Genomic DNA, 21,340 nt, shown 5'->3' with positions numbered 1-21,340 from the left:
TAGGGCAACGTTCAGTGCAATCTAGCGGTTACAATCCAACAGCGATAAATAGAGTATTGCTATTGAGCAGTTAAAACGTGAGGGGGTAAATAGAGGCGGCAATGGCTACGGGGTTGAAAGCTGTAAAAGCTTTACCAGTGACGAACAAAACTGCGATGTCGCAACGTCGTGCCCTGGTAAAGCCTATATTGTTAGCGGTTTAGCGCTTGCTTTGAAATCATTTCAGCGACACTATCCACTTGTACTGACATGCTCTCTTGGCTAGGCGGGAAAGCCTTAAAGGTTTTTACAAACTCTGAAATTTGATTACCTGCAGGGCCTAAAATCCAGCTACGGTTTTCTGCCCACTCATCGTAACCCCTTGCATCAATGAAGCGCTCAAATGGGTCCATTTTTAGGTTAATGATGTAAGGTGTAGTAAGGGCTTGTTGCGAAGATCTGAACCAATGCTCTTGCTCTGTGAAAATTAACTTCCAATCACCGTAACGCATACCGTGGAAAGTCGTTTCGGTAAAATAATAAAACTCTTTACGGTTTGTTTTACCATTATTCAACAAGATATCACTTTGATCGAAGCCATCTAAATGAACTTTATACTTTTGGCCATTAATTTTTGTACCTTTAAGCAAATTAGCTTTTAGGTCTTTATCACCGAGCCATGACATAATCGTTGGTATCCAATCTTCCATGGTCATAAACTCACCCGTGCTTACACCACTTGGAATATGGCCTGGCCATTTAACAAGCATAGGAACTCTGAAACCACCTTCCCAGCCACCAACACCTTTTTCACCATGAAACGGCTGGTTGCCACCATCAGGCCATGAGTTTGATGCAGCTCCATTGTCGGTAGAAAACATCACTATTGTATTATCAGATACTTTAAGCTCATCAAGTAAGTTAAGCAGCTCTCCTACATCATCATCCAGTTCAGCCATACCATCAGCATATAAACCAAACCCTGTTTTACCGTCATACGCTTTATTAAGGTTAGTTTGATAATGCATCCGTGTGGTGTTATGCCAAACGAAGAAAGGCTTATTTTGTTTTACTGCATCACGAATAAAACGTTTTGATTCAACAAGCACTTCTTGGTCTAAATTACGCTGACGTTCTTTACCAAATGGGCCAAGATCTTTAACCTCTTGTTTACCATTAGCAAGCGCTTTTGAATGAATGACTCCACGCATTTTTAGACCAAACTTTTCTTGTGTTTTGGCGTCTTGTGGATAATCTTGCTGTTCTGGGTATTCACCCGCATTGAGGTGGTACAAAATACCAAAAAATTCATCAAAACCATGATTTGTTGGTAAGTGTTCATCAAGGTCACCTAAATGGTTTTTACCAAACTGCCCTGTTACATACCCCTTAGATTTAAGCATCGTTGCTAACGTTGGATCTTTCTTTTGCAAACCTTGTGGTGCTCCAGGTAGACCTACCGTACTAAGACCGGTACGCATTGGGTACTGACCAGTAATAAATGCAGCACGACCAGCCGTACACGAGGCCTGTGCGTAATGATCCATAAATATCATGCCATCATTGGCAATGCTATCTATGTTAGGTGTGCTACCTCCCATCATGCCACGATGGTAAGCGCTAATATTCCACATACCAACATCATCACCCCAAATAATAAGCACATTGGGTTTATCAGCAGCGAAACTCGACATACTAATGCCAAAAAAGGTCAAACAGACCAATAAGTATTTGAACATCACTTTCTCCTTGAAAATTAACCGAAGCATTCACTTCAGCTTAAAAAATCCCTCGCTTGCAGCCACCTTATACTGCTTAATTAAGATATTCCTACAAGTGATAAGTTGTACATGTTTAATACTATTAGAGTAGTACCTATTTACATAGTTAAATCTGCGTTAACTTTGATTTAAATATAAAAAAACCCCCAGTAATTGGAATGTCCAACTATTGGGGGTCACTTGACATATAGCTCGGTTTTTAAAGCGTAATAATTTTTAAGCTTGCGGGTAATCGCGGTAAGCGCGCTCAATATTTTTCGCTTGCTTTTTTGACACGCCAATGTGCGAAAGTGCAACACGTAATCGCGCACGCGACAGGTCTGAGCCTAATATTTCCATTGCATCAAGTACCGATGTTGATGATGTTTTGCCCGTAATAGCGACAAAAATCGGCTCAAGAAAATCTTTAATCTTCAGCTCATGGAACGTTGCAACTTCTTTCGCAATGGCAAAAATCGCTGATTTTTCCCATGTACGTAAGCCTTCTAATTGCCAGATGAAGAATTGCAGTGCTTGACGTGTTGCATCTTCACCCGCTTTACCAGCCGTTAACAACGCAGGATCATAGCTTGGAATACCGCCCACGAAATGACCGGCAAGATCAACCATGTCTGATAACGTATTAATACGTGTTTTTGCTTCTGGTAATACTTTAGCGAATAACTCAGTATTAAATTTCCAATCAACAAAACGTTGCATTAATTCAGCATCTGACAAGTTTTCACGGATCCACATACCGTTTAACCAGCTAAGCTTATCCACGTCGAAAATAGGCCCACCCAGAGAAACACGTTTCATATCAAAGTGTTCAATCATCTCATCTAGCGTGAACTTTTCACGTTCATCAGGCATTGACCAACCCATGCGGCCTAAATAGTTCAATAGTGCCTCTGGCAGGTAACCCATTTCTTTGTAGTAATTGATTGAAGTTGGATTTTTACGCTTTGATAACTTTGATTTATCTGGGTTACGAAGTAACGGCAAGTGACCAAGTACAGGCGCTTCCCAACCGAAGTCTTCGTATAATTTTAATAGCTTAGGCGCTGAGTTGATCCACTCTTCACCACGGAAAATATGGCTAATTTGCATGTGGTGATCATCAACAACGTTAGCAAGGAAATACGTTGGGAAGCCATCGGCTTTCAGCAACACTTGCATGTCTACGTTTTCCCACGGGATCTCAATTTCGCCACGAAGATAGTCGTTAAACTTAAACGTGCCGTCGCTTGGGATCTTCATACGAATAACGTACGGCTTACCCGCGTCAAGATTCGCTTTGATTTCATCGTCTGATAGATTTAAACCACGACCATCATATTTAGGACGCAAACCCTCAGCCATTTGTTCTTCACGCATTTGATCTAGCTCTTCGCTAGTTGCAAAACAATAAAATGCTTTGCCTTGCTCAACTAACTGATGCGCAAACTTTTTGTATAAATCACTTCGCTCAGATTGACGGTATGGACCAAACTCACCGCCCACATCAGGACCATGATCCCAGTTTAAGCCTAACCAACGTAAGCTATCCATGATAGCTTGCTCTGATTCAGCTGTACTGCGCACTTGGTCAGTGTCTTCTATACGTAAAACAAACTCCCCACCTTGCTGTTTTGCAAAGCAGTAGTTAAATAAAGCGATGTAAGCAGTACCTAGATGCGGATCACCTGTTGGTGAAGGAGCAACACGGGTGCGAATTGTCATGGTTATATCTCTCAAAAGACAATTAAAAATTTGCCCAAATGCTAGCACAGCATGAGCTATTATCGAAGTGAAAAGCCGCTTTATGCAGCGACTTTATCTAAATAAGCAATGATATCGTTTGATTCATACAACCACGTTACTTGGCCGTTTTCTTCAATACGTAAACACGGTACTTTAATTTTTCCGCCCTGCTCTAATAGCTCTTGGCGAAAGAGTTCATTACCTTTGGCGTCACGAGTTTCCACAGATAAGCCCTGGCGTTTAATCGCACGGCGTACTTTTACGCAAAATGGGCACGCTTTGAATTGATATAGCTTAAATTGTGATGTTACTAAATCAAGCTGTGCTTGCTCTGCAGCAGGACGTTTTTTACTGCGCGGCGTAAAAATAAAATCAAAAAGTAAAATAAGGCGGCCTAACAACCAGCGGACAAACTTCATCTCACATTCTCATACTGAATAAAATAAGGTGGGCAATTTTAACACAGCACTACACGCTGCAACAGGCTCAAAATAACTCTATCGAGTCATCATTGTGTTTATTATCTTGAATATCCAATTCGCAATACGCCGTTATGCGATTACGCCCCATGTTCTTTGAATGATACAAGGCGTTATCTGCTTTTTGAACTAAGCTTGCAACCATTTCAAACTCACAAATAGGCAAAAAACCACAACTTACAGTGAGGCTACCTACTTGCGGAAATGGATACTCAGCGACACACGCACGAAATCGATTTAACACGTTGCGCGCATCACATTCGTCGGTTGCTTGAAATAAAATGGCAAACTCTTCTCCCCCATAACGAAATACATAATCTTCGAATCGGAAGTTATTTTTGAGTAATTGTGCGACCAGCAAAATGACTTCATCACCAATAACATGGCCGTAGTTATCATTCACACGTTTAAAGTGATCAATGTCGATCATTGCCAAATACCAGTGGCGGTGATTTACATCTGAGTGAGTAACTCCATGCGCCGCTTGCGCCGCGATATCAATCACTTTTTTATCAAACGTTTGACGATTAAGTAATTCTGTCAATGGGTCAAGGCGGGACTTATGCAACAATGCGAGTTGATTAGCGTAAATATTTAGCATGTAAATTGCTAACATACTACAGCGTTCGGTGAGCTCTTGATTCGACTCAATCACTAAAACCCCTACTACATTTCCCGTATAATAAACAGGTACATAAGTATAAATACAGCCATAGTTATGGCTAATGCGGATTTTATTGCGACTGACTTTATCTATTAATTCATTGACCTCGTGTTCAGAGAGCTTCTCTATCACGGTGTCTTTATTAATTAATTGTGCAGGTAGCCCTGGTTTAAAGAATTTATTGACATAAATAGCAAACCGCGAAAACTCTCCTAACCCTGCCACCGCATCGACAAGGGCCTGATCAAGCTCTGGCTCTTCTTCTTGCTGTGTTATCGTCACAACCCATTCATGTCCACAAGGGTTTGCCTGCATTGAAAAGTCCCCAGAACTATTAGTAACTTTAGTGTAGTTAAATTTATAAAAATTACTAAAAAACTATAATAAAATCATATCATCTCTGTGTATTACTTCACTGCTTGGTGCAAACACAAGTAACTGCGCAATTTGTGATGAGTGGCAGCCTTTTATTGTATCGATTTCTTGATGGTTAAAGTTAACGAGCCCCTTTGCAATACATTGACCTTCACTCGATATCACTTCAATTACATCACCTCGTTCAAATTGGCCTCTAACAGCTCTGACCCCTTTTGCTAAAAGGCTGGCTCCGCGCTCTTGGAGTGCCAAACTGGCACCATCATCGATCACCAGTTGCCCAGAACTTTTGGGGCCCGCTAATAGCCATTTTTTTCGACCATCTTTGGGGGCGGTTAATTTTAAAAACCGAGTACCTGGCAGTTTGTCAGCCATGCAATTTAAAATCACATTTTTGCCCGCACCTTTGGCAATAATCACTTCAACGCCTGCACGACGAGCAATATCAGCAGCTTGAAGTTTAGTTGCCATTCCGCCAGTTCCTAAACTTGTACCACTTCCACCAGCAAGCTCTCTGAGCTCATCGTTAATGTGTGATACTTCGTTTATGAGAGTTGCATTAACATCAGAGCGCGGGTCACCAGTAAACAACCCCTCTTGGTCGGTCAGCAGCAAAAGTTTTTCTGCATTTGCTAAAATAGCCACCAACGCAGACAAGTTATCATTATCGCCGACTTTTATTTCAGTCGTGGCTACGGCATCATTTTCGTTAATGATTGGAACCACATTATGCGCAAGCAATGCATTGAGTGTGTCGCGGGCATTTAAATAACGTTCGCGGTCTTCAACATCAGCTCGGGTAAGCAGCATCTGCCCAACATTAATACCATAGAGTGCAAATAAACTCTGCCAAGTATGAATAAGATGACCTTGGCCAATTGCTGCCAGCATTTGTTTTTCGATCAAAGAACGGCCACAGGGGGTTATTAATTGCTCACGACCCGCAGCGACAGCGCCACTGGATACTAAAACAACCTGATAACCTTGTTTTTTTAACTCACAACACTGGCGAACAAGCTCCACCATATGTGCTTTATCTAATTTGTCTGTACCGCCTGTCAGCACACTTGTGCCTAGCTTTACAACAACGACGTGTGGCCTTTGCATCTGCGTTATTAATTCTGTAAATAAAATAGAGAATTTATATATACCAGCAAACAGTTTTTGAACAAGTTAAAAAAATTCATGCTAGGATCGTTTTTTCATTTTTAACACACGAAGCGACACCTATGCCTGCCAGTTTATGCTTAATAATTGCCACTTTTTTATGGGGAAGTTCCTATATTGCGTTAAAGCATGCAATCACAATTTATGACCCCGTGTTGGTAATTTTTTTAAGGATGTTAACCACCCTTTTAATTTGTTTATGCTTGTGGCGATTTGTGATCCGCTTTGAATTTAAAAAAGGCGACTGGAAATACTTGATAGGCATGTCGCTGGCAGAGCCTTGCTTATATTACTTATTTGAAGGTCATGCGCTTGAATACACATCAGCATCGCAAGCGGGTGTTATTGTGTCTTGCTTACCGATTATTGTCGCTATTTTAGCTTTCTTAATGTTAAAAGAGTACATCAGTAAAGCCATTGTGGTTGGCTTTACACTCTGTATTGGTGGCAGTATTTTGTTAACCTTGCTTTCGCCAAGTAGCGAGCAAGCGCCAAACCCTTTACTGGGTAACTTTTTAGAGCTCATGGCCATGGTCTGCGCGGCCTTTTATACTGTCAGTGTTAAACACTTAGTAACACGTTACTCCCCGCTTACACTGATAGCCATACAAGGCTTTAGTGGCAGCCTATTCTTTGCACCCTTTTTATTCTTTATTGAACTGCCGAGCGAGAATCAACATGATTTGAGTGCCCTATTGAGTATTTTATATTTAGGCTCGTGCGTGACCTTAGGCGGCTATGGTATGTATAACTATGCCATCAGTAAAGTATCGGTCCTAACTGCCGCGGCTTACTCTAATTTGATTCCTATTTTTGCGTTAATTTTATCCGCTATCTTACTGGGAGAAGTGCTAACAACTTGGCAGTGGTTAAGTATCGGTGTGGTATTTGCGGGCGTGATTGTCAGTCAACGCCATCAAGAACTTAAAATTGACGTAGATGATGAGAGCTTGTCTGCCGACACTAATAACCTCAACTCGGTACCCGATGCCAAAGAATCAAAAGGGTAACAGGTTAATAAATACAAACCGGGTTGCATTAAAAAGGCCTGCTCGTGTTGATGAATGACACGAACACTGCGTACTTGGTAGTGCACGACTTGGCCGTTTTGTAACTGCATAGAAAACGACTCGCCCACTTTCACATTTTTTAAAAATGCAAAGTGGGTATCGTTGTGGCCAGCAATTAACACCCCATTGTCACTCGAAAGTTCACCACTGGGTAAGAAATGCACGGGAGCAAAGGCTAAGTTACGCCCCGACGCCCCCGCTAAAATAGTTAAACGTTGCTGCTGAGTAGGCCAATTTAGTTGTGCTGTGACATAACCGTCAGCGTAAAACCACGGCCTGACTTTTTCATTTGGCGTCAGCAAAGCATGTTGCCAAGCTGACTCAATCAGATGCTGGGCAAGCCACGCCTTGGCTTGCATATAACTGCCATTGAGTAGCAGTGAAATGCCAAGCAACCCCACACACAGTGGTAAGGCCTTTTTTAACGTCGCCATTGCCATAACCATGCTAACGATACCAATAACAAGCCAAACACTATAAATACACGACTTTGCCCATCTGTTTGTGGCAATGTCATTCCACTCGGCAGCCTATTTCTTAGTTGCACTGAGCGCTCAGCAATTTCGTTCCCAGCGACGTTATCAACAGCAATAAAAGCAGTAAATGGACTGAGTAAATGATGCTGAAGTGCCAATGTTTCGACTTCTGACTTTACGCTGTCTTTATCATTATAAAGCAGGAGTGACTTAATTTTCTGCCTTGCCCATAGTCTTGCTATGCCCTCACCTTGCGCCGCGTGATTCGCTGATAAGTTAATATTAAGGGGTCCTGATAGAGTCTGCCCGGTCAGGGTTACATGTTGATTTCCAGCTAACTTCACCGCAACTAACACGGGCTCAGAAAAATAAAGATCGGGTAAAGGCGATGGCCAGTACTCAAGCTCTTGGTTATCTGCATGTAAGACAAGCTCGGTTACAACTGGGTGAGCGAGTTTATCGAATAATAGCTGCATTTTAGGCTGTACTTGGCTGGCGCTACTAATAAAGGTAAACGTACCACGACCAATATCAGCAGCGCGTGTCATAAAGAAACTATTTGGTGCACTGCCAATACCAACGGTAAATAAGCGGCTATCACCTAAGTCAGCTTGAATTTGCGAAAACAACTGTGTTTCATTGCCTACACTGCCATCGGTTAAAAATACAATTTGACGCACAAAACCATCATGCTGTTTGCCATCTAACACCCGCGATAGTGCATTACTTATCTCTGTGCCACCATCGGCTTGCAAGCCATATATAAAACGCTCTGCACGGCGAATATTAAAGTCATTGGCAATCATTGCAGCCTCACTAAGAGCCGTAACGTCATTATCAAAACCAATAATATTAAAGCTATCGTTTTCATCGAGTAACGATAAAGCATAAAACAAAGCGTGCTTTGCCTGCTCCATGGACTGACCATGCATAGAACCCGACGTGTCGACTACAAAGACCATTTCACGCGGGAGGCGTGCCTGTGCGGTAAAATGATCCGCTGGCGGCACGAGCATCAATAGTCCATATTCTTCGCCATTGACGACTTCTTTAAAAAACGCAGCCTGTGAACTCTCTTTGTCGAGCGGCTTAAATGTCAGCTCAAAATCACGTGTCATAGGTACATCGCGATTAAGGGCAAGTATATAGCGCCCAAAATGTGGGTTATCAATTTGCATACCGCTCAGGTTTGCATTTATATCACTAAGCTCTAAACCAATATCCATGTTAATAGCCAAGTTTAAATGTGCATCAACCTGCTGACTATTTGTGCGTTGGTACACCGGTTTTAACCACGCAGAAGCCAGAGCGCTCTGATTCAACATTGACGATGAATTAGGTTCTGGGTTTTCGCTTGTATGAGGCTTAAGCTGAGCTGTTTTTGGCTCATAGCGGGGTGTAATCGTGGTTGGGAAACGCAGTGAAAATACCCCATCACGAAAACCAATTATCTCTTGATACTGTAAGGTGATTTCAATTTCATCGCCCGCCCCGATATTTGCAACATCGGTTGCGAAAATATTCGCCCGTTGCTGACGTACTAGGGCTGCTCGCTTGCCTTGCTGCTGCGCCTCTTTAAACTGCTGCTCAGCTTGCTGTTTGAGTGCAATATTGCCCGTAATCACACGCTCACCAATTTGCATTTGTAATGCATGTACTGCGCTTTCATCGGGCAAAGGAAATACATAACGCGCATTAACTGCAAACGGGTGTGGGTTTTGATAACGCTGCTTAACAACCACATGATTGATTAAACCTGTGAGCGTCATCGTCACATCGTTTTTGACTAAAACGCCTGATGACACTTCGCTGTGCAAGTTATCATAAAACCGTAATTGTGCACTGACATTAGCGGCTAATGCAGGATTTATAGCATATCCTAAAAGTAGGATAAAAAGGCTCACGGACAAGAGCCTTTTGGTTCGGTTACTCAACATAACATGTCACTCCATCGACAGATGAATTAGCGATTGCTTTTTGCAGTCTGTAATTGCGTGTTTTGAACAGGTCGTGTGGTTAGTGTGACTCTGCGATCAAACACGTTATCTTCATAATCATTTGAACTTGCAACACTTTGTTTCTCGCCAAATGCTGTAGCAGACAGTCGCGTGTGCGGCACACCTTGTTTAATTAAATAACTTTGCACGGCATTCACACGTTTCTTAGATAGCATTAAATTAGCAAGTTCATCACCCCGTTGGTCGGCAAAGCCGTTTAAGTCGATAGCCAAGTGCGGTTGTTCAATCAGTAACCGTGCGACTTTATCGAGCTGACTGGCAAAATGCGGGGCTATCTCACTTGACCCTGTTTTAAATTGAACGGTCATGGCCAGCAAAGTATTTAGTTGGGCTTGAAGCAATTGCTCTTTCTCATCATTTAAGCTCTCAAGTTGCTCAGTCAAAACTGCATTATTAGCAATAACCTGCTGATAATCTGCGGTGTGCTGCTGCATAACAACAAGTGCCTGGTTTTGCGCTTCGATAACACGCTCACCGGCTTCTTTTTCACCGATTAATCCTCCGGCAAATGCGCCAACAAATGCACCCACAGGGCCCCCAATCAAACCGCCAACTACAGCGCCTGCACTAAGGCCAATGGCTGTTTCTTTTGGTGTTTCTTGTTTTGCTTGGGGCGCAGCCTCAACAAATTGGCTTGTTGATAGGGCCGACGTTATAAGTGCAGCAATGATGATCTTTTTCATAATTTAATCCTTTCTTTTACATTAATTGTTTGGCAACTATTGGTTGGCGTTGCAAATGTGGTATAGCGCTATTAAAACAAGCCGAAATGGCAATAAAGGGGATCAAAAAAGGCAAACTGCTGAGCAATTGTGGCAGAAAAATGGCAATCGCATTTTTGCCAGTACGCACAGTAAAATTTTCGGTATAGTGTATTCATAGTGCTGACTATGAAGCTAAATAAGTAGGAAGAATGAAGAAAATAGCCATTGTCGAAGATGAAACAGCCATCCGCGAAAACTACACTGAAATGTTGAGCGCACAAGGCTATCAAGTCATTGGGTTTGCTGACCGAGCAAGCGCAGAGCTGTCGTTTAGCCAGTCATTGCCAGATTTGGCCATCGTAGATATTGGCTTAGCGCATGAAATTGATGGAGGGTTTTTATTATGTCAAACATTACGGTCGCTCTCGAAAACCTTGCCTATTATCTTTTTAACCGCGCGTGATAGTGAAATTGATACGGTCTGCGGCCTGCGCATGGGTGCTGATGACTACTTAACAAAAGATATCAGTATGGCGCACCTTGCCGCACGAATTGGGGCTTTATTCAGACGCTTAGATGCACTTGAACAACCGGCTAATCAAGATGCGCTACTGCATCGTGGTCTATTAAAATTAGATAGCCAGCGTATGCAAGTGTTTTGGCACGATCAGCTTGTTGACTTGACGGTGACTGAGTTTTGGATGGTGCATTCACTTGCGCAGCGTCCAGGGCATGTAAAAAGTCGCAATGAATTAATGAGCGATGCAAAAATTTATGTCGATGACAGTACGATTACTTCCCACGTTAAGCGTATCCGAAAAAAGTTTATTGCCTTAGATAATAGCTTCGATTGTATCGACACAGTGTACGGTATGGGTTATCGCTGGGAGCAAGCTTAATGCTCAGATTTGGTTTGCGCAGTAAGTTTATTTTACTGTCTTGCTTTTTGTTTTTACTGCCTTGGCTTGGCTATGAATATGTTTGGGAAATGGAAAAGTTTTTAAGGCAGGGCCAAGAAAAAACACTCGTAGGCACCACACGAGCCCTGGCAACATCGTTACATGAACGGCCAGCCTTATTCGACTCGCAAACCAATTTTTTAGACCAGGTCGTTAAAGGCCGTGATTTATATGCCTATAACCTCAGTAACCCGATTCAACTTGATGGCAAACTTGCTGATTGGCAACCCTATAGGGCACTTTTTTGGCATTACGATAAACGCTACTTACAACGTGTAAACCCCGCGCACGAAGACGCTGATTTAGCATTTAATCATATGGTTGGTAAGTACGAAAACTATTTGTATGCAGTCTTTGAGGTGCGTGATAGCTCGTTGGTGTATCGGGCTAAAAATACGCTCAGTATTACGCGCAATGATCACTTACAAATCATGTTAAAGACCCCCGAAGGTGAATTTAAGCATTACGTGATTGCTGCTCGCCAAGATGGCTGGGTTAATGCCTTTGACGCTATCAGCCGCGAGCCTGTTACAAAGATTCAAGGCTATTTTCAAAGCACAGAAACGGGCTATAACATTGAACTGCGCTTTCCATTAAGCATGCTTGGCAACAAGCTGGGATTTGCAATTGAAGATTGGGATGATGACAAAGTTGAGCCTCAACTTATGTCAACGTCTAACCTACTCAATCCCAACGACATTGGCTCGGTGCTTGTGCCTTCACCAGAGATAAACCGTATTTTAAAAGGGATGGGCCATAGCGGCAGTCGAATTTGGGTAGTCGATAGCCACCATCGCGTACTCGCACAAGCGGGGTCTATACATCACGCTGATGGTGTCTGGGCAGATGGACTCACAGATAAACCGGCAACAACATGGTGGCAACAATTTGAGCGTGATTATCTGCATCCGCTTTATTACCAAATACTAACTCGCCCTGAAAATGAGTTTATTGATACTTTGCATGATGTGGCCGCTATGCAAGGCACGCATATCGCCAGTGCATTAAACGGGAAACCCGCTTCATCGTGGCGTTTAACTCCCGATAGCAAGGCGGTGATCTTATCAGCAGCCTACCCGATTTGGATTCAAGATAAGGTCATTGGTGCAGTTATCGCAGAAGAAACCACCAATGGTGTGCGTACTCTTCGTAATAAATCGCTCGAGAAACTATTTAACGTTATTTTAGCTGTCATGCTAGTCGGTACTGTCACCTTATTCTTTTTTGCATCACGGATCTCAAGCCGTATTCGTCGTTTACGTGATAACGCTGAGCAAGCTATTGATGCACAAGGCCGAATTACAGGCAAAATAACGTATACCGATTCAAATGATGAAATTGGTGATCTCTCACGTAGTTTTGCCAATATTGTCAGCCGCTTAAGTGGTTATACCGATTACCTTGAGAATATGTCATCACGCCTTTCTCATGAATTACGTACTCCTGTTGCGGTGGTGCGCTCATCGCTTGAAAACTTACAAATGCAGCCGCAATCTGAGTTTAGTCAAAAATACCTCGCGCGCGCCAGTGAAGGCGTTGAGCGACTAGGTAAAATAATAACCACAATGAGTGAAGCAACACGCCTAGAACAAAGCATTCAAAATGTGGAAGCTGAGACGTTTGATCTCACTCAAGTGATCACTGGCTGCATGCAAGGTTACCAAATTACTTATGGCGAGAAATTATTTAATTTATCACTTTATGAATCACCACTGCCCCTGCGAGGGGCCCCGGAGTTTATTGCCCAACTTCTTGATAAACTGATTAATAATGCGCTCGAGTTTAAATCTCCTGACAGCCAAGTAACGGTGAGTTTAGCTAAAAACGAACAGCACGCTATTCTAAAAATTGTGAACCAAGGCCCTTTGTTACCAGAGGGCTTAGTAGATCATATATTTGATTCGATGGTATCAGTGAGAACTCAAGAGCATCAGCAACAACCCCATTTAGGATTAGGCTTGTATATTGTTCGTTTAATTTGTGATTACCATGAGGGACAGGTCAAGGCTGAAAATATCGCAGATGATAGCGGCGTGGTGTTCACTGTAAGTTTGCCTATAAAACAACGATGACAGCGTTACACTTGATTACAATTTAATGCTTAGTTATTCACCAATAATTCAGATTGGCGGGCTTAGTATATTGTACTATAAAAGGCAAATTTGACTCGAGGGGGCATCATGCAATCAAGGCTACAACGTGAAGAAATCGAATTCATAATGGCACTTTATAATTGTAATGATGTAACAGATAAACCCGCAGAGCCTAAAAAGCAATCAAAGAAAATACCGACTAAAAAAGTTGATACAGCGCAATATAAGTCACCAAGTTATTTGACCTAGCTTAACTTAGCTCATTACAATGCCCCACCATTGAAATTTGACCTTATGTAATGAAAAATCACTCGCCAAAAAAAGAGTTAATCTTATTGCCTGTTTTGTTTGTGGCAATCTTGTTATGTGTTGCTGGGCACTTTTTACTTCAGCCTAACTACCAAGATAGCCATACTGTAGAATATTTACTTGCTGCACTCCCTTTTGCACTGTTTGCTTTAGTCATCATTGCTTTTAAGGTTGCCAGTAAAAGCGAGAATGATGACTAATTAATTCACTATAAAACGTGATAGCCAAACCAATCGGGTTTCATCGCTTGAGAGTGCCCACTTGGTGTTAGCTTAAGGGTCAAGTTGCTATCGAGTAAATCAATAGCAAAACAATCATCTACGTCATGTAAATCATCTTTGTGCAAATGTGTCAGCCCTGCAAGCAAAGAGTCTTTAGCACGTTGCTTTGCTTCCTCACTGCTGCGCGCAACATACAATGCAAAGTCATGTTGTTCGGCAAGACTGTCTGCTCGATACGCGCCTAAATTAACAAAATAAAGCTTTTCAGGTTGCTCGTGAGCCCCTTCTATCACCTCTACTTTGTAACCATCAATGTGCTGAATATGCATGAAGCTATCCATGTGCACACTGCCTTTGTCACCCACCCACTGCGCTTTTAGCTTTGAGTAGGTGTCTTCAATTTTATCACCAACAACAAATCGAACATCGTGCATTTCGATATGACAGCCTTGTATACGACCACCAAGGTAAACTAAATAAAGCCCCATGCGCTTTCCTTTTTTTGCATCTAGGTTTTGTTGTATCTAGATTAAATTTTCTACAATAATGTTGTGTTTTTTAATTAGTTTATAAAAATCTGAGCGATTTCGTTTTGCAAGCTTTGCAGCCTCTGCGACATTGCCAGCTGCCATTTTTAGCGTATTTATTAAATAGTCACGCTCAAACTCTTTTTTAGCATCGTTTAATGATAATGGCTCTGCATTACTTACATTGCTATTGAGCGCGCTTTCAACTAGCTGTACCGCAATTACATTACCTGGGGTCAGCGCGACAACTTGTTCAATCACGTTTTGTAACTGACGAATATTACCAGGCCAGTCATAACGCACCAATGCATGCATTGCGTCATTAGCAAAACGCTTTTCATCTTGATTCATACGTTTTGCTATTACGCTTGCAAAGTGCTGTGCCAGCAAGCTTATGTCTTCCCGTCTTTCACACAAAGGAGGAAGTTTTAAGTTCACCACATTGAGTCGGTAATACAAATCTTCACGAAACAATTGGTTATTAATCGCTTCAGGTAAGTTTTTATGCGTTGCCGATACTATCCGTACATCAATAGGAATTTCTTCTTGAAATCCCACGGGACGAATTGTTTTTTCTTGCAATACACGTAATAGCTTTACTTGTAAATTCAGTGGCATATCACCTATTTCGTCAAGAAAAAGGGTACCACCTTGAGCCTGTTGAAACAAACCCTGGTGATCTTTTACCGCCCCAGTAAACGCACCTTTTTTATGACCAAATAATTCTGATTCTAACAACTCACCTGGTACAGCCCCACAGTTAATTGCAACAAAAGGCCCATCACTAACGTGACTATGCTGGTGAATCGCCTGTGCTAATAACTCCTTACCTGTGCCACTCGCCCCTGAAATTAATACATTAACATGCGTTGGCCCAAGTAACTTTACTTGCTCAAGGAGGTGCAACATGGCACCGCTGCGCGTAACTATGTTTGTTTGCGTTGGAGTTTCATCACCATGCACACCATGGATCTCGATTGCTTTGGCGAGGCTATCAAATAACTCATCTTTATCAACTGGCTTGGTAATAAACGCAAAGATCCCCTGCTTAGTTGCTTCAACTGCATCGGGGATAGAGCCATGCGCTGTCATCATAATGACTGGCATAGACGGATAGCGACTTTGCAACTGGCGGTGCAACGCCATACCGTCCATTTCATCCATACGTAAGTCGGTAATCACAGCATCAAAGGTTTGCATTTTTAATTGCTGCAGCGCAGCCAGACCACTCTCAACCGTGCTAACTTGATACCCTTTTGATTCGATTCTAATTGCGAGTAATTTCAGTAAGCTTGCATCGTCATCAACCAACAATATGCGTGGTTTTGTTATCTCAGCCATGGTTACTGCTCCTTAGTTTCTTCGCGTAACAGCAATTGTTGTTCAATTGCCGCCAGTGACGACAACGTTTTTTCCATTTTTTCTGTTAAGGCCTGCTTGGCTTGCTTGGCCTTTAGACTATGTTGAACACTTTGTTTTTGTAGCCATAAATACTGTTTTATATCATCAGGCCAATAATAAGCTTGATCACTGCTTTCGAGTAATGCCAATGCTTGTTTAGGTTCTGAGGCACTGTGTATACATAAATATTTAAATAAACTGATCAGCTCTTTTTGCCCTACATACGTCTGCTTCTGCGGCGTACTTTTAAAACCACCGCATTGCTCTGCATGCCATGCAATAACCAAACGTGCTGGCGGATACACAGGCTCGCTTTTAGGCCTTGGTTTAGGATTAGGTTGCTCCTTTGGTGTTAGCTGTGTTTTATGCTCTTTTTGTGCTGTCGATGATGTTGGCTGTGTTAAGGCACACCCGGTCAAAAATACAACGAGTACAGCGGGTATAAAACTGGCTTTATTTACGAAGCCCATATCAGTTAACTCCTTGGGTTACTTGAATTGGTAATGTCACTGTAAATCGACAGCCTTGCGGTTCATTATCAGCAATATTAAGTGTGCCTCTCAGTTGCTCAACCGTTTCTTTCACTATTGTGAGGCCAAGACCACTGCCCATTTCAGTTTGCTCTTTGGCATTTTTCCCCTGATAAAAGGCACCAAAAACAGCGGTCTTTTCAGAATCAGCAATGCCTTTACCGACATCACTGACCGTCACTTGAAGCTGAGTGTGTTTATAACGCGCTTCGACCGTGACAACGCCTTGTTCAGGTGAAAATTTCAAGGCATTGGAAATGAGTTGCACAAGCATCATTTCTAACAACTCGGAAGAAATATACATCGCTTTTGAGGGAAGTTCATTTACCCATATTAACGACTGATTTCGCGCAATTAAACGATGTTCAAAGTGACGCTCAATATTCGTTTTCATACTATTGAAGTTAAGCTCTGTGACACTCTCTTTACTGGTACGAATCGCGTTATAATTTAATAAGCTTTCAATCATCACTCGTAAACGTGCCATACTCTGTGTAATTAACTCAAGGACAGCTTGCTGCTCGCTATTAATTGGGCCAACAATTTCATCAGCGAGTAAATCAGTGCCTTCAACCATGGAGGCAAGCGGTGTTTTTAATTCGTGAGTAACATGACGTAAAAAGGTGTCTTTTTGTTGCTCTAGCATATGCAGCTGCGCTTGCACCCATTCTAATTTATTACCTAACTCAACTAGCTCCGATGAGCCTCGTACAGAAATTTTCTGCTGCCAATGACCTTGACCTAGTTTATCTATTACACTTGTTAGTTCACCTAAACGGCCACTGATCCGCCATAAAAACCCACCACTTACTAATAATGTGAGTGGAATTAATGCAATTAACCAGTTTATAAACGACGCTTGAAGCGCCTTTAATTGCTGTTGATTCTTGGTGATCCGTAATTCATTTTGATCACGTAGCCACACAGTTTGCTCTGCAATAAGTTTGCTTGCTGGGGCAAATAATTCACCATCTTGTTTTTGCTCTGCAACTAAGTGTTGCTGGGCAAAGTTGAGTACTTCTGCCAATTGCTGCCACTGCGCCACATACTCTGTCGATGGACTAAGAAAAATAAGCTCATCAATACTTTGCAGCGATGACTGCCACTTATTTTCAATTAAGGTATCGAGTGATTCACTTTTTAAAACCCAATTTTGTCTTGTTGCTCTTTCTAGGCTATTTAAATCTTGTTTTAAACTATTAAACGCCTTTGTAACTAAATAATTATCGCTGACAATTTTTTGTGTCACAGCCAATTGTTTATTCAGTGCGTTTAAAAACACGATCACAACCAACGATAAAGGCAGCAAAGACAACAAAGTGCTAAAGACAAACTGGCCAATTAAACTGGGCCGCCAATCGAGCGCATGTTTAAATTTATTCGCAACGAGACCTTGCATACTGATCCTTTTCAACGTGACAGAAGATGATTATTAGATAAATAACTTAGACACTCGCTGAATCCAGCCTATATAACAGCACTTTTTAACCAATAAATGCTTTTTTGTTGCTAATCAGCAACAATATAACTCTCTGTTTTAAAATGAATAATCCTTTAGAACCCAAAAAACGTTGCAAAAAAGACACAACTCTTTGTAAGTATTGCTGAGCAAACCACTCAGAAAATAATTAAACCATTGATATTAAACACATTTTAAAGTTGGCATTGTTTTTGTTAATACCGTAATAAGTTATAGATTTTAGGAAACAAAATGAAAACGATGGCCTGTATTTCAATCATGCTTGCCAGCTTAGTATCAATAAGCTCATACGCGCTTGATCTCAACGAGACGTTTAATGAACTTGATAAAGACAGTAATGGCGCGCTAAGTGAGTCTGAAGCATCTGAGGACGCATTGTTACATGGCAATTTTTCTCAAATTGATAGTAATGAGGATGGCCAAATTTCATTTCCAGAGTTTCAGTCGTTTATTCAATAGGAGATTGTTATGAAACAACTTATCGCTGCCTTTTCGCTGATATTTTTGGCTATCAGTGCGACCGTTTTGGCATCTCAAATGGATGTTCGTTTTACTAAGTTTGATAGCAATGCAGACAATGCAATTTCACTTTCTGAAGCTAATGAACACCCTGAGCTAATTAAGCAATTTACTGATCTTGATACAAATAATGATCAGCGATTATCTGAACAAGAGTTTGAAAAATTCAAACCTTAACCTCTTAAAGTGCTTGCCATAATCCCAGAGGGAGCGTGTAAACGGATTTAAATTTTGGGATTTAAATTATGGCAAGCACTTTTCCCAAAAAGGATTTTACTTTCTGAGGAGTTTTATTATGAAAATTGCGACACTTGCTTCATTCACTTTAATTACTATAAGCTTCAATACCTTAGCATTAGATGTTAAGCAGCGATTTGATCATTTAGACAAAGATAAAAATGGTTATTTAAGTGTTGAAGAGCTTGCATCTCAGCCACACTTACAAAAGCACATGGCTAAATGGGATACAGACAACGATCAGCAAATATCACTCCTTGAATTTAAGCACTACTTAACAAACAAGAGTTAAAGCAATGTCAAAATACACTTTCGCCAGTCTTATAATCTGTGGTTTATATAGCAGTATGGTTTTTGCAACAGAAAGTATTGGAGAAAAATTTAAACAACTCGATCGTAATGAAGATGGCTTCTTAAGCCGCTCCGAATCTGCACGAGACCCCGCTCTGTGGTCTCGTTTTAAAAGTTACGACAGCGATAAAGACAATAAGTTATCGTTTGCTGAATTTAATGAATATGCTAGCAAATAATGCTGAGGGTGCGAGTCACCCTTTTGCACGTTTTAATTACCTAATTATTTGCAGTTTACAGCAACTCTGATACTGTTTTTATAAATAAATAAAAATAAGAATAGTATGAAACTCATTATCAGCTTACTTGCAACTGCATCGATATCTTGCTTCGCTAACACCACCGTTATTTATAACGTAAATGGTTACACACCAACCTATCAAGGTCAGACACAGCAATTTTCAACCTTAGTCTTTAAAGATGGAAAAGTTGTCAAAACAGGCGATGATTCCCTTAAGGCTAGTTTTCCTGATGCGACAACGATCGATGGTAAAAAGGCAACACTGCTGCCCGGGCTTATTGATGCACATGGTCATATAATTGGGCTTGGCAATAACTTGTCACAACTGGATGTTAGAAATACCCAATCTGTCGATATGGTCGGTAAAATGTTGGCCGAATTCGCTAAAGATAAACAAGGTTGGATAATTGGCCGAGGCTGGAACCAAGAACATTGGCCTGGCGGTCAATTTCCTACGGCAGCAGATTTAGACAAATACGTAAAAGACAAGCCTGTTGTGCTGTCTCGCGTTGATGGTCATGCCGTGTGGGTCAATTCAAAAGCAATGGCGTTGGCTGGCATAACGGCGCAAACAGACACGCCCTCTGGAGGTGAAATAATTAAACTTCCTTCAGGTCAGCCATCAGGGGTGTTTATTGATAAAGCAGAAACATTAGTAACGCAACACATCCCAAAGACAGATCACGCGAGTATCAATCGCGCACTTGATAACGCCGGTAATCACCTACTCAGTTTAGGCATTACATCAGCACACGATGCAGGTATAGACTACGATACGTGGCAAGTGTATAAACAGCGTGCAGAACACAATAACCTGCCTGTTAGAATTGTTGCTATGCTCAGTGCTGGCGATCCAAAGCTCGAAACCATGCTTAAAGCTGGTCGCTATAAAGATATGAACGACATGCTCTCCATTGGCAGTGTAAAAGTCTATGCAGATGGTGCATTAGGCAGTCGAGGCGCTGCATTAATTAATGAGTACGCTGATCGCAAAAACCATCATGGCTTAATGCTCGAAACGCAAGAAAAGCTAGAACAACTTTTTACCTTAAGTTTTTCACACGGCTTTAGCGCGAATACCCATGCGATTGGCGACCAAGCTAATAAAACCGTTTTAGATGCTTATGAGAATGTCTTCAAGAAATCGGGAGGCATTTTATTACGGAACCGCATTGAACACGCGCAAATTGTGTCGCCAAACGATATTCCTCGCTTTAAAGCGTTAAAAATTATTCCTTCCATGCAGCCTGTTCATGCGACTTCTGATATGCACATGGCTGAGCAACGTCTGAACGAAACACAGTTGACGGGTGCCTATGCGTGGAAAACATTTTTATCACAAGGCTCCATTATTGCGGCAGGCTCTGATTTCCCCGTTGAACTTGCTGACCCATTCGATGGCTTATACTCAGCAATTACACGCATGGACCATAACCAACTTCCTGAAGGAGGTTGGCGTCCTGAAGAGTTACTGTCACGTGATGAAGCACTAAGAGCGTTTACATTGGGAGGCGCTTACGCTGCCCATCAAGAATTTAAAGTAGGAAGTTTAGAACAAGGAAAATGGGCGGACTTTATTTTAATCAATAAAGATTATTACACGGCGCCGCTCGCTGACGTTCACGCTATAAAAGTACAGCAAACCTGGCTGGCAGGTGAGCTTAAATATACACTTGAAGACGAAAATTAAATTACTTTTTAGCGTCAACTGTCGGTTGACGCTTTAATTTTATAATATGGTAGATATTTACGAAGGTAAGCAAGCCATTGGTAAATGCCACAGGCACGGCATCAATTGCTACACCATAAAGAGTAAATGCGATACAGCCTGCTAAGTTAAACCAACGAAGCTTCATAACATCGCTCATTGTTAAAGAAGCGACCAATAATGCAGATGCTAAATAGCCTAAATATTCCCAACTCAATTGTTCTCTCCTAGGCTTTAGGTTAGCATTAGAGTTTGTCATTTTTAGACTCACTCATTGCTCACTTTGACAATGAAAATAAAAAAGCTAACTTACTAAAAACCTTGTAAAG

General features: G+C 41.7%; 23 protein-coding genes. 10 read left to right on the top strand and 13 right to left on the bottom strand.

Features of this window, described 5'->3' with window-relative positions:
- Nucleotides 1-191: 191 nt before the first annotated feature.
- From BM378_RS07215 to proB, 5 genes are all read right to left on the bottom strand, one after another.
- Nucleotides 192-1,718, bottom strand: a complete 1,527-nt coding sequence (locus BM378_RS07215) for an arylsulfatase (RefSeq protein ID WP_081759736.1) — start codon at nucleotides 1,716-1,718, stop codon at nucleotides 192-194.
- A gap of 258 nt (nucleotides 1,719-1,976) precedes the next feature.
- The gene (gene gltX / locus BM378_RS07210; protein ID WP_065978065.1) at nucleotides 1,977-3,461 is read right to left on the bottom strand and encodes a glutamate--tRNA ligase; all 1,485 of its coding nucleotides are present in this window, start codon (nucleotides 3,459-3,461) and stop codon (nucleotides 1,977-1,979) included.
- An 80-nt stretch (nucleotides 3,462-3,541) separates the two neighbouring features.
- Complete coding sequence (locus tag BM378_RS07205; RefSeq protein WP_036970649.1) at nucleotides 3,542-3,901, bottom strand: glutathione S-transferase N-terminal domain-containing protein; 360 nt, start codon at nucleotides 3,899-3,901, stop codon at nucleotides 3,542-3,544.
- A 67-nt stretch (nucleotides 3,902-3,968) separates the two neighbouring features.
- Nucleotides 3,969-4,940 (bottom strand): GGDEF domain-containing protein, encoded by a 972-nt coding sequence (locus BM378_RS07200; RefSeq protein WP_036970652.1) that lies wholly within the window; start codon nucleotides 4,938-4,940, stop codon nucleotides 3,969-3,971.
- A 63-nt stretch (nucleotides 4,941-5,003) separates the two neighbouring features.
- Complete coding sequence (gene proB, locus BM378_RS07195) at nucleotides 5,004-6,107, bottom strand: glutamate 5-kinase (RefSeq protein WP_036970656.1); 1,104 nt, start codon at nucleotides 6,105-6,107, stop codon at nucleotides 5,004-5,006.
- A 122-nt stretch (nucleotides 6,108-6,229) separates the two neighbouring features.
- On the opposite strand from proB, the gene BM378_RS07190 reads away from it, so the two are divergent.
- Entirely contained in the window at nucleotides 6,230-7,177 is a 948-nt protein-coding gene (locus BM378_RS07190; protein WP_036970658.1) for a DMT family transporter, read from the top strand.
- On the opposite strand, the gene BM378_RS07185 is transcribed toward BM378_RS07190, so the two are convergent.
- The 3 genes from BM378_RS07185 to pdsO are packed head-to-tail and all read right to left on the bottom strand — an operon-like array spanning nucleotide 7,084 to nucleotide 10,414.
- Nucleotides 7,084-7,671, bottom strand: a complete 588-nt coding sequence (locus BM378_RS07185; protein ID WP_074988896.1) for a class GN sortase — start codon at nucleotides 7,669-7,671, stop codon at nucleotides 7,084-7,086. The genes BM378_RS07190 and BM378_RS07185 overlap by 94 nt on opposite strands.
- Nucleotides 7,659-9,650 carry a marine proteobacterial sortase target protein gene (locus tag BM378_RS07180; RefSeq protein WP_065978063.1) on the bottom strand — a complete coding sequence of 664 codons (1,992 nt, stop codon included), beginning with the start codon at nucleotides 9,648-9,650 and terminating at the stop codon, nucleotides 7,659-7,661. The genes BM378_RS07185 and BM378_RS07180 overlap by 13 nt, the downstream gene beginning before the upstream one ends.
- A 26-nt stretch (nucleotides 9,651-9,676) precedes the next feature.
- Nucleotides 9,677-10,414: a sortase-associated OmpA-like protein PdsO gene (gene pdsO, locus BM378_RS07175; protein WP_074988891.1), complete on the bottom strand. Its 738-nt coding sequence runs from the start codon at nucleotides 10,412-10,414 to the stop codon at nucleotides 9,677-9,679.
- A gap of 230 nt (nucleotides 10,415-10,644) precedes the next feature.
- On the opposite strand from pdsO, the gene pdsR reads away from it, so the two are divergent.
- The 4 genes from pdsR to BM378_RS07160 all read left to right on the top strand — a co-directional run bounded on the left by pdsR (nucleotide 10,645) and on the right by BM378_RS07160 (nucleotide 13,996).
- Nucleotides 10,645-11,334 carry a proteobacterial dedicated sortase system response regulator gene (pdsR, locus tag BM378_RS07170; protein ID WP_036970667.1) on the top strand — a complete coding sequence of 230 codons (690 nt, stop codon included), beginning with the start codon at nucleotides 10,645-10,647 and terminating at the stop codon, nucleotides 11,332-11,334.
- Nucleotides 11,334-13,466 (top strand): proteobacterial dedicated sortase system histidine kinase, encoded by a 2,133-nt coding sequence (gene pdsS, locus BM378_RS07165; RefSeq protein ID WP_074988890.1) that lies wholly within the window; start codon nucleotides 11,334-11,336, stop codon nucleotides 13,464-13,466. Before pdsR ends, pdsS begins: the two co-directional genes overlap by 1 nt.
- Nucleotides 13,467-13,574: 108 nt before the next feature.
- Nucleotides 13,575-13,736, top strand: a complete 162-nt coding sequence (locus BM378_RS20400; protein ID WP_155950844.1) for a hypothetical protein — start codon at nucleotides 13,575-13,577, stop codon at nucleotides 13,734-13,736.
- A gap of 50 nt (nucleotides 13,737-13,786) precedes the next feature.
- Nucleotides 13,787-13,996 carry a hypothetical protein gene (locus BM378_RS07160; protein ID WP_036970671.1) on the top strand — a complete coding sequence of 70 codons (210 nt, stop codon included), beginning with the start codon at nucleotides 13,787-13,789 and terminating at the stop codon, nucleotides 13,994-13,996.
- A gap of 8 nt (nucleotides 13,997-14,004) precedes the next feature.
- Here BM378_RS07160 and BM378_RS07155 read toward each other — a convergent pair whose 3' ends face one another.
- Genes BM378_RS07155 through BM378_RS07140 form a run of 4 tightly spaced genes read right to left on the bottom strand, consistent with a single transcriptional unit; the run spans nucleotide 14,005 to nucleotide 17,874 of the window.
- Nucleotides 14,005-14,505, bottom strand: coding sequence for a DUF1543 domain-containing protein (locus tag BM378_RS07155; protein WP_074988889.1), 501 nt, complete (start codon nucleotides 14,503-14,505; stop codon nucleotides 14,005-14,007).
- A 36-nt stretch (nucleotides 14,506-14,541) separates the two neighbouring features.
- Nucleotides 14,542-15,885: a sigma 54-interacting transcriptional regulator gene (locus tag BM378_RS07150; RefSeq protein ID WP_074988888.1), complete on the bottom strand. Its 1,344-nt coding sequence runs from the start codon at nucleotides 15,883-15,885 to the stop codon at nucleotides 14,542-14,544.
- Nucleotides 15,886-15,887: 2 nt separating this feature from the next.
- The gene (locus tag BM378_RS07145; RefSeq protein ID WP_065978058.1) at nucleotides 15,888-16,415 is read right to left on the bottom strand and encodes a hypothetical protein; all 528 of its coding nucleotides are present in this window, start codon (nucleotides 16,413-16,415) and stop codon (nucleotides 15,888-15,890) included.
- A gap of 1 nt (nucleotide 16,416) precedes the next feature.
- The gene (locus BM378_RS07140; protein WP_036970681.1) at nucleotides 16,417-17,874 is read right to left on the bottom strand and encodes a HAMP domain-containing sensor histidine kinase; all 1,458 of its coding nucleotides are present in this window, start codon (nucleotides 17,872-17,874) and stop codon (nucleotides 16,417-16,419) included.
- Between the two features lie 312 nt (nucleotides 17,875-18,186).
- On the opposite strand from BM378_RS07140, the gene BM378_RS07135 reads away from it, so the two are divergent.
- The 5 genes from BM378_RS07135 (at nucleotide 18,187) to BM378_RS07115 (ending at nucleotide 20,993) form a co-directional block, all read left to right on the top strand.
- Nucleotides 18,187-18,414, top strand: coding sequence for an EF-hand domain-containing protein (locus BM378_RS07135; RefSeq protein WP_036970684.1), 228 nt, complete (start codon nucleotides 18,187-18,189; stop codon nucleotides 18,412-18,414).
- 9 nt (nucleotides 18,415-18,423) lie between these two features.
- Nucleotides 18,424-18,651, top strand: a complete 228-nt coding sequence (locus BM378_RS07130) for an EF-hand domain-containing protein (RefSeq protein ID WP_065978056.1) — start codon at nucleotides 18,424-18,426, stop codon at nucleotides 18,649-18,651.
- A gap of 118 nt (nucleotides 18,652-18,769) precedes the next feature.
- On the top strand, nucleotides 18,770-19,003 hold the full coding sequence (locus BM378_RS07125; protein WP_036970689.1) for an EF-hand domain-containing protein: 234 nt from the start codon (nucleotides 18,770-18,772) through the stop codon (nucleotides 19,001-19,003).
- Between the two features lie 4 nt (nucleotides 19,004-19,007).
- Nucleotides 19,008-19,241, top strand: coding sequence for an EF-hand domain-containing protein (locus BM378_RS07120; protein ID WP_065978055.1), 234 nt, complete (start codon nucleotides 19,008-19,010; stop codon nucleotides 19,239-19,241).
- A 105-nt stretch (nucleotides 19,242-19,346) separates the two neighbouring features.
- Nucleotides 19,347-20,993 carry an amidohydrolase gene (locus BM378_RS07115; protein ID WP_074988887.1) on the top strand — a complete coding sequence of 549 codons (1,647 nt, stop codon included), beginning with the start codon at nucleotides 19,347-19,349 and terminating at the stop codon, nucleotides 20,991-20,993.
- A gap of 1 nt (nucleotide 20,994) precedes the next feature.
- Here the strand turns inward: BM378_RS07115 and BM378_RS07110 are convergent, their stop codons facing one another.
- On the bottom strand, nucleotides 20,995-21,228 hold the full coding sequence (locus tag BM378_RS07110) for a YgjV family protein (RefSeq protein ID WP_036970694.1): 234 nt from the start codon (nucleotides 21,226-21,228) through the stop codon (nucleotides 20,995-20,997).
- Nucleotides 21,229-21,340 lie beyond the last annotated feature (112 nt).

The sequence above is a fragment of the Pseudoalteromonas lipolytica genome (assembly GCF_900116435.1).
GTDB lineage: Bacteria > Pseudomonadota > Gammaproteobacteria > Enterobacterales > Alteromonadaceae > Pseudoalteromonas > Pseudoalteromonas lipolytica.
The sequence above is the reverse complement of the archived record's forward strand: the minus strand, read 5'-3'. Positions and strand labels throughout refer to the sequence as shown.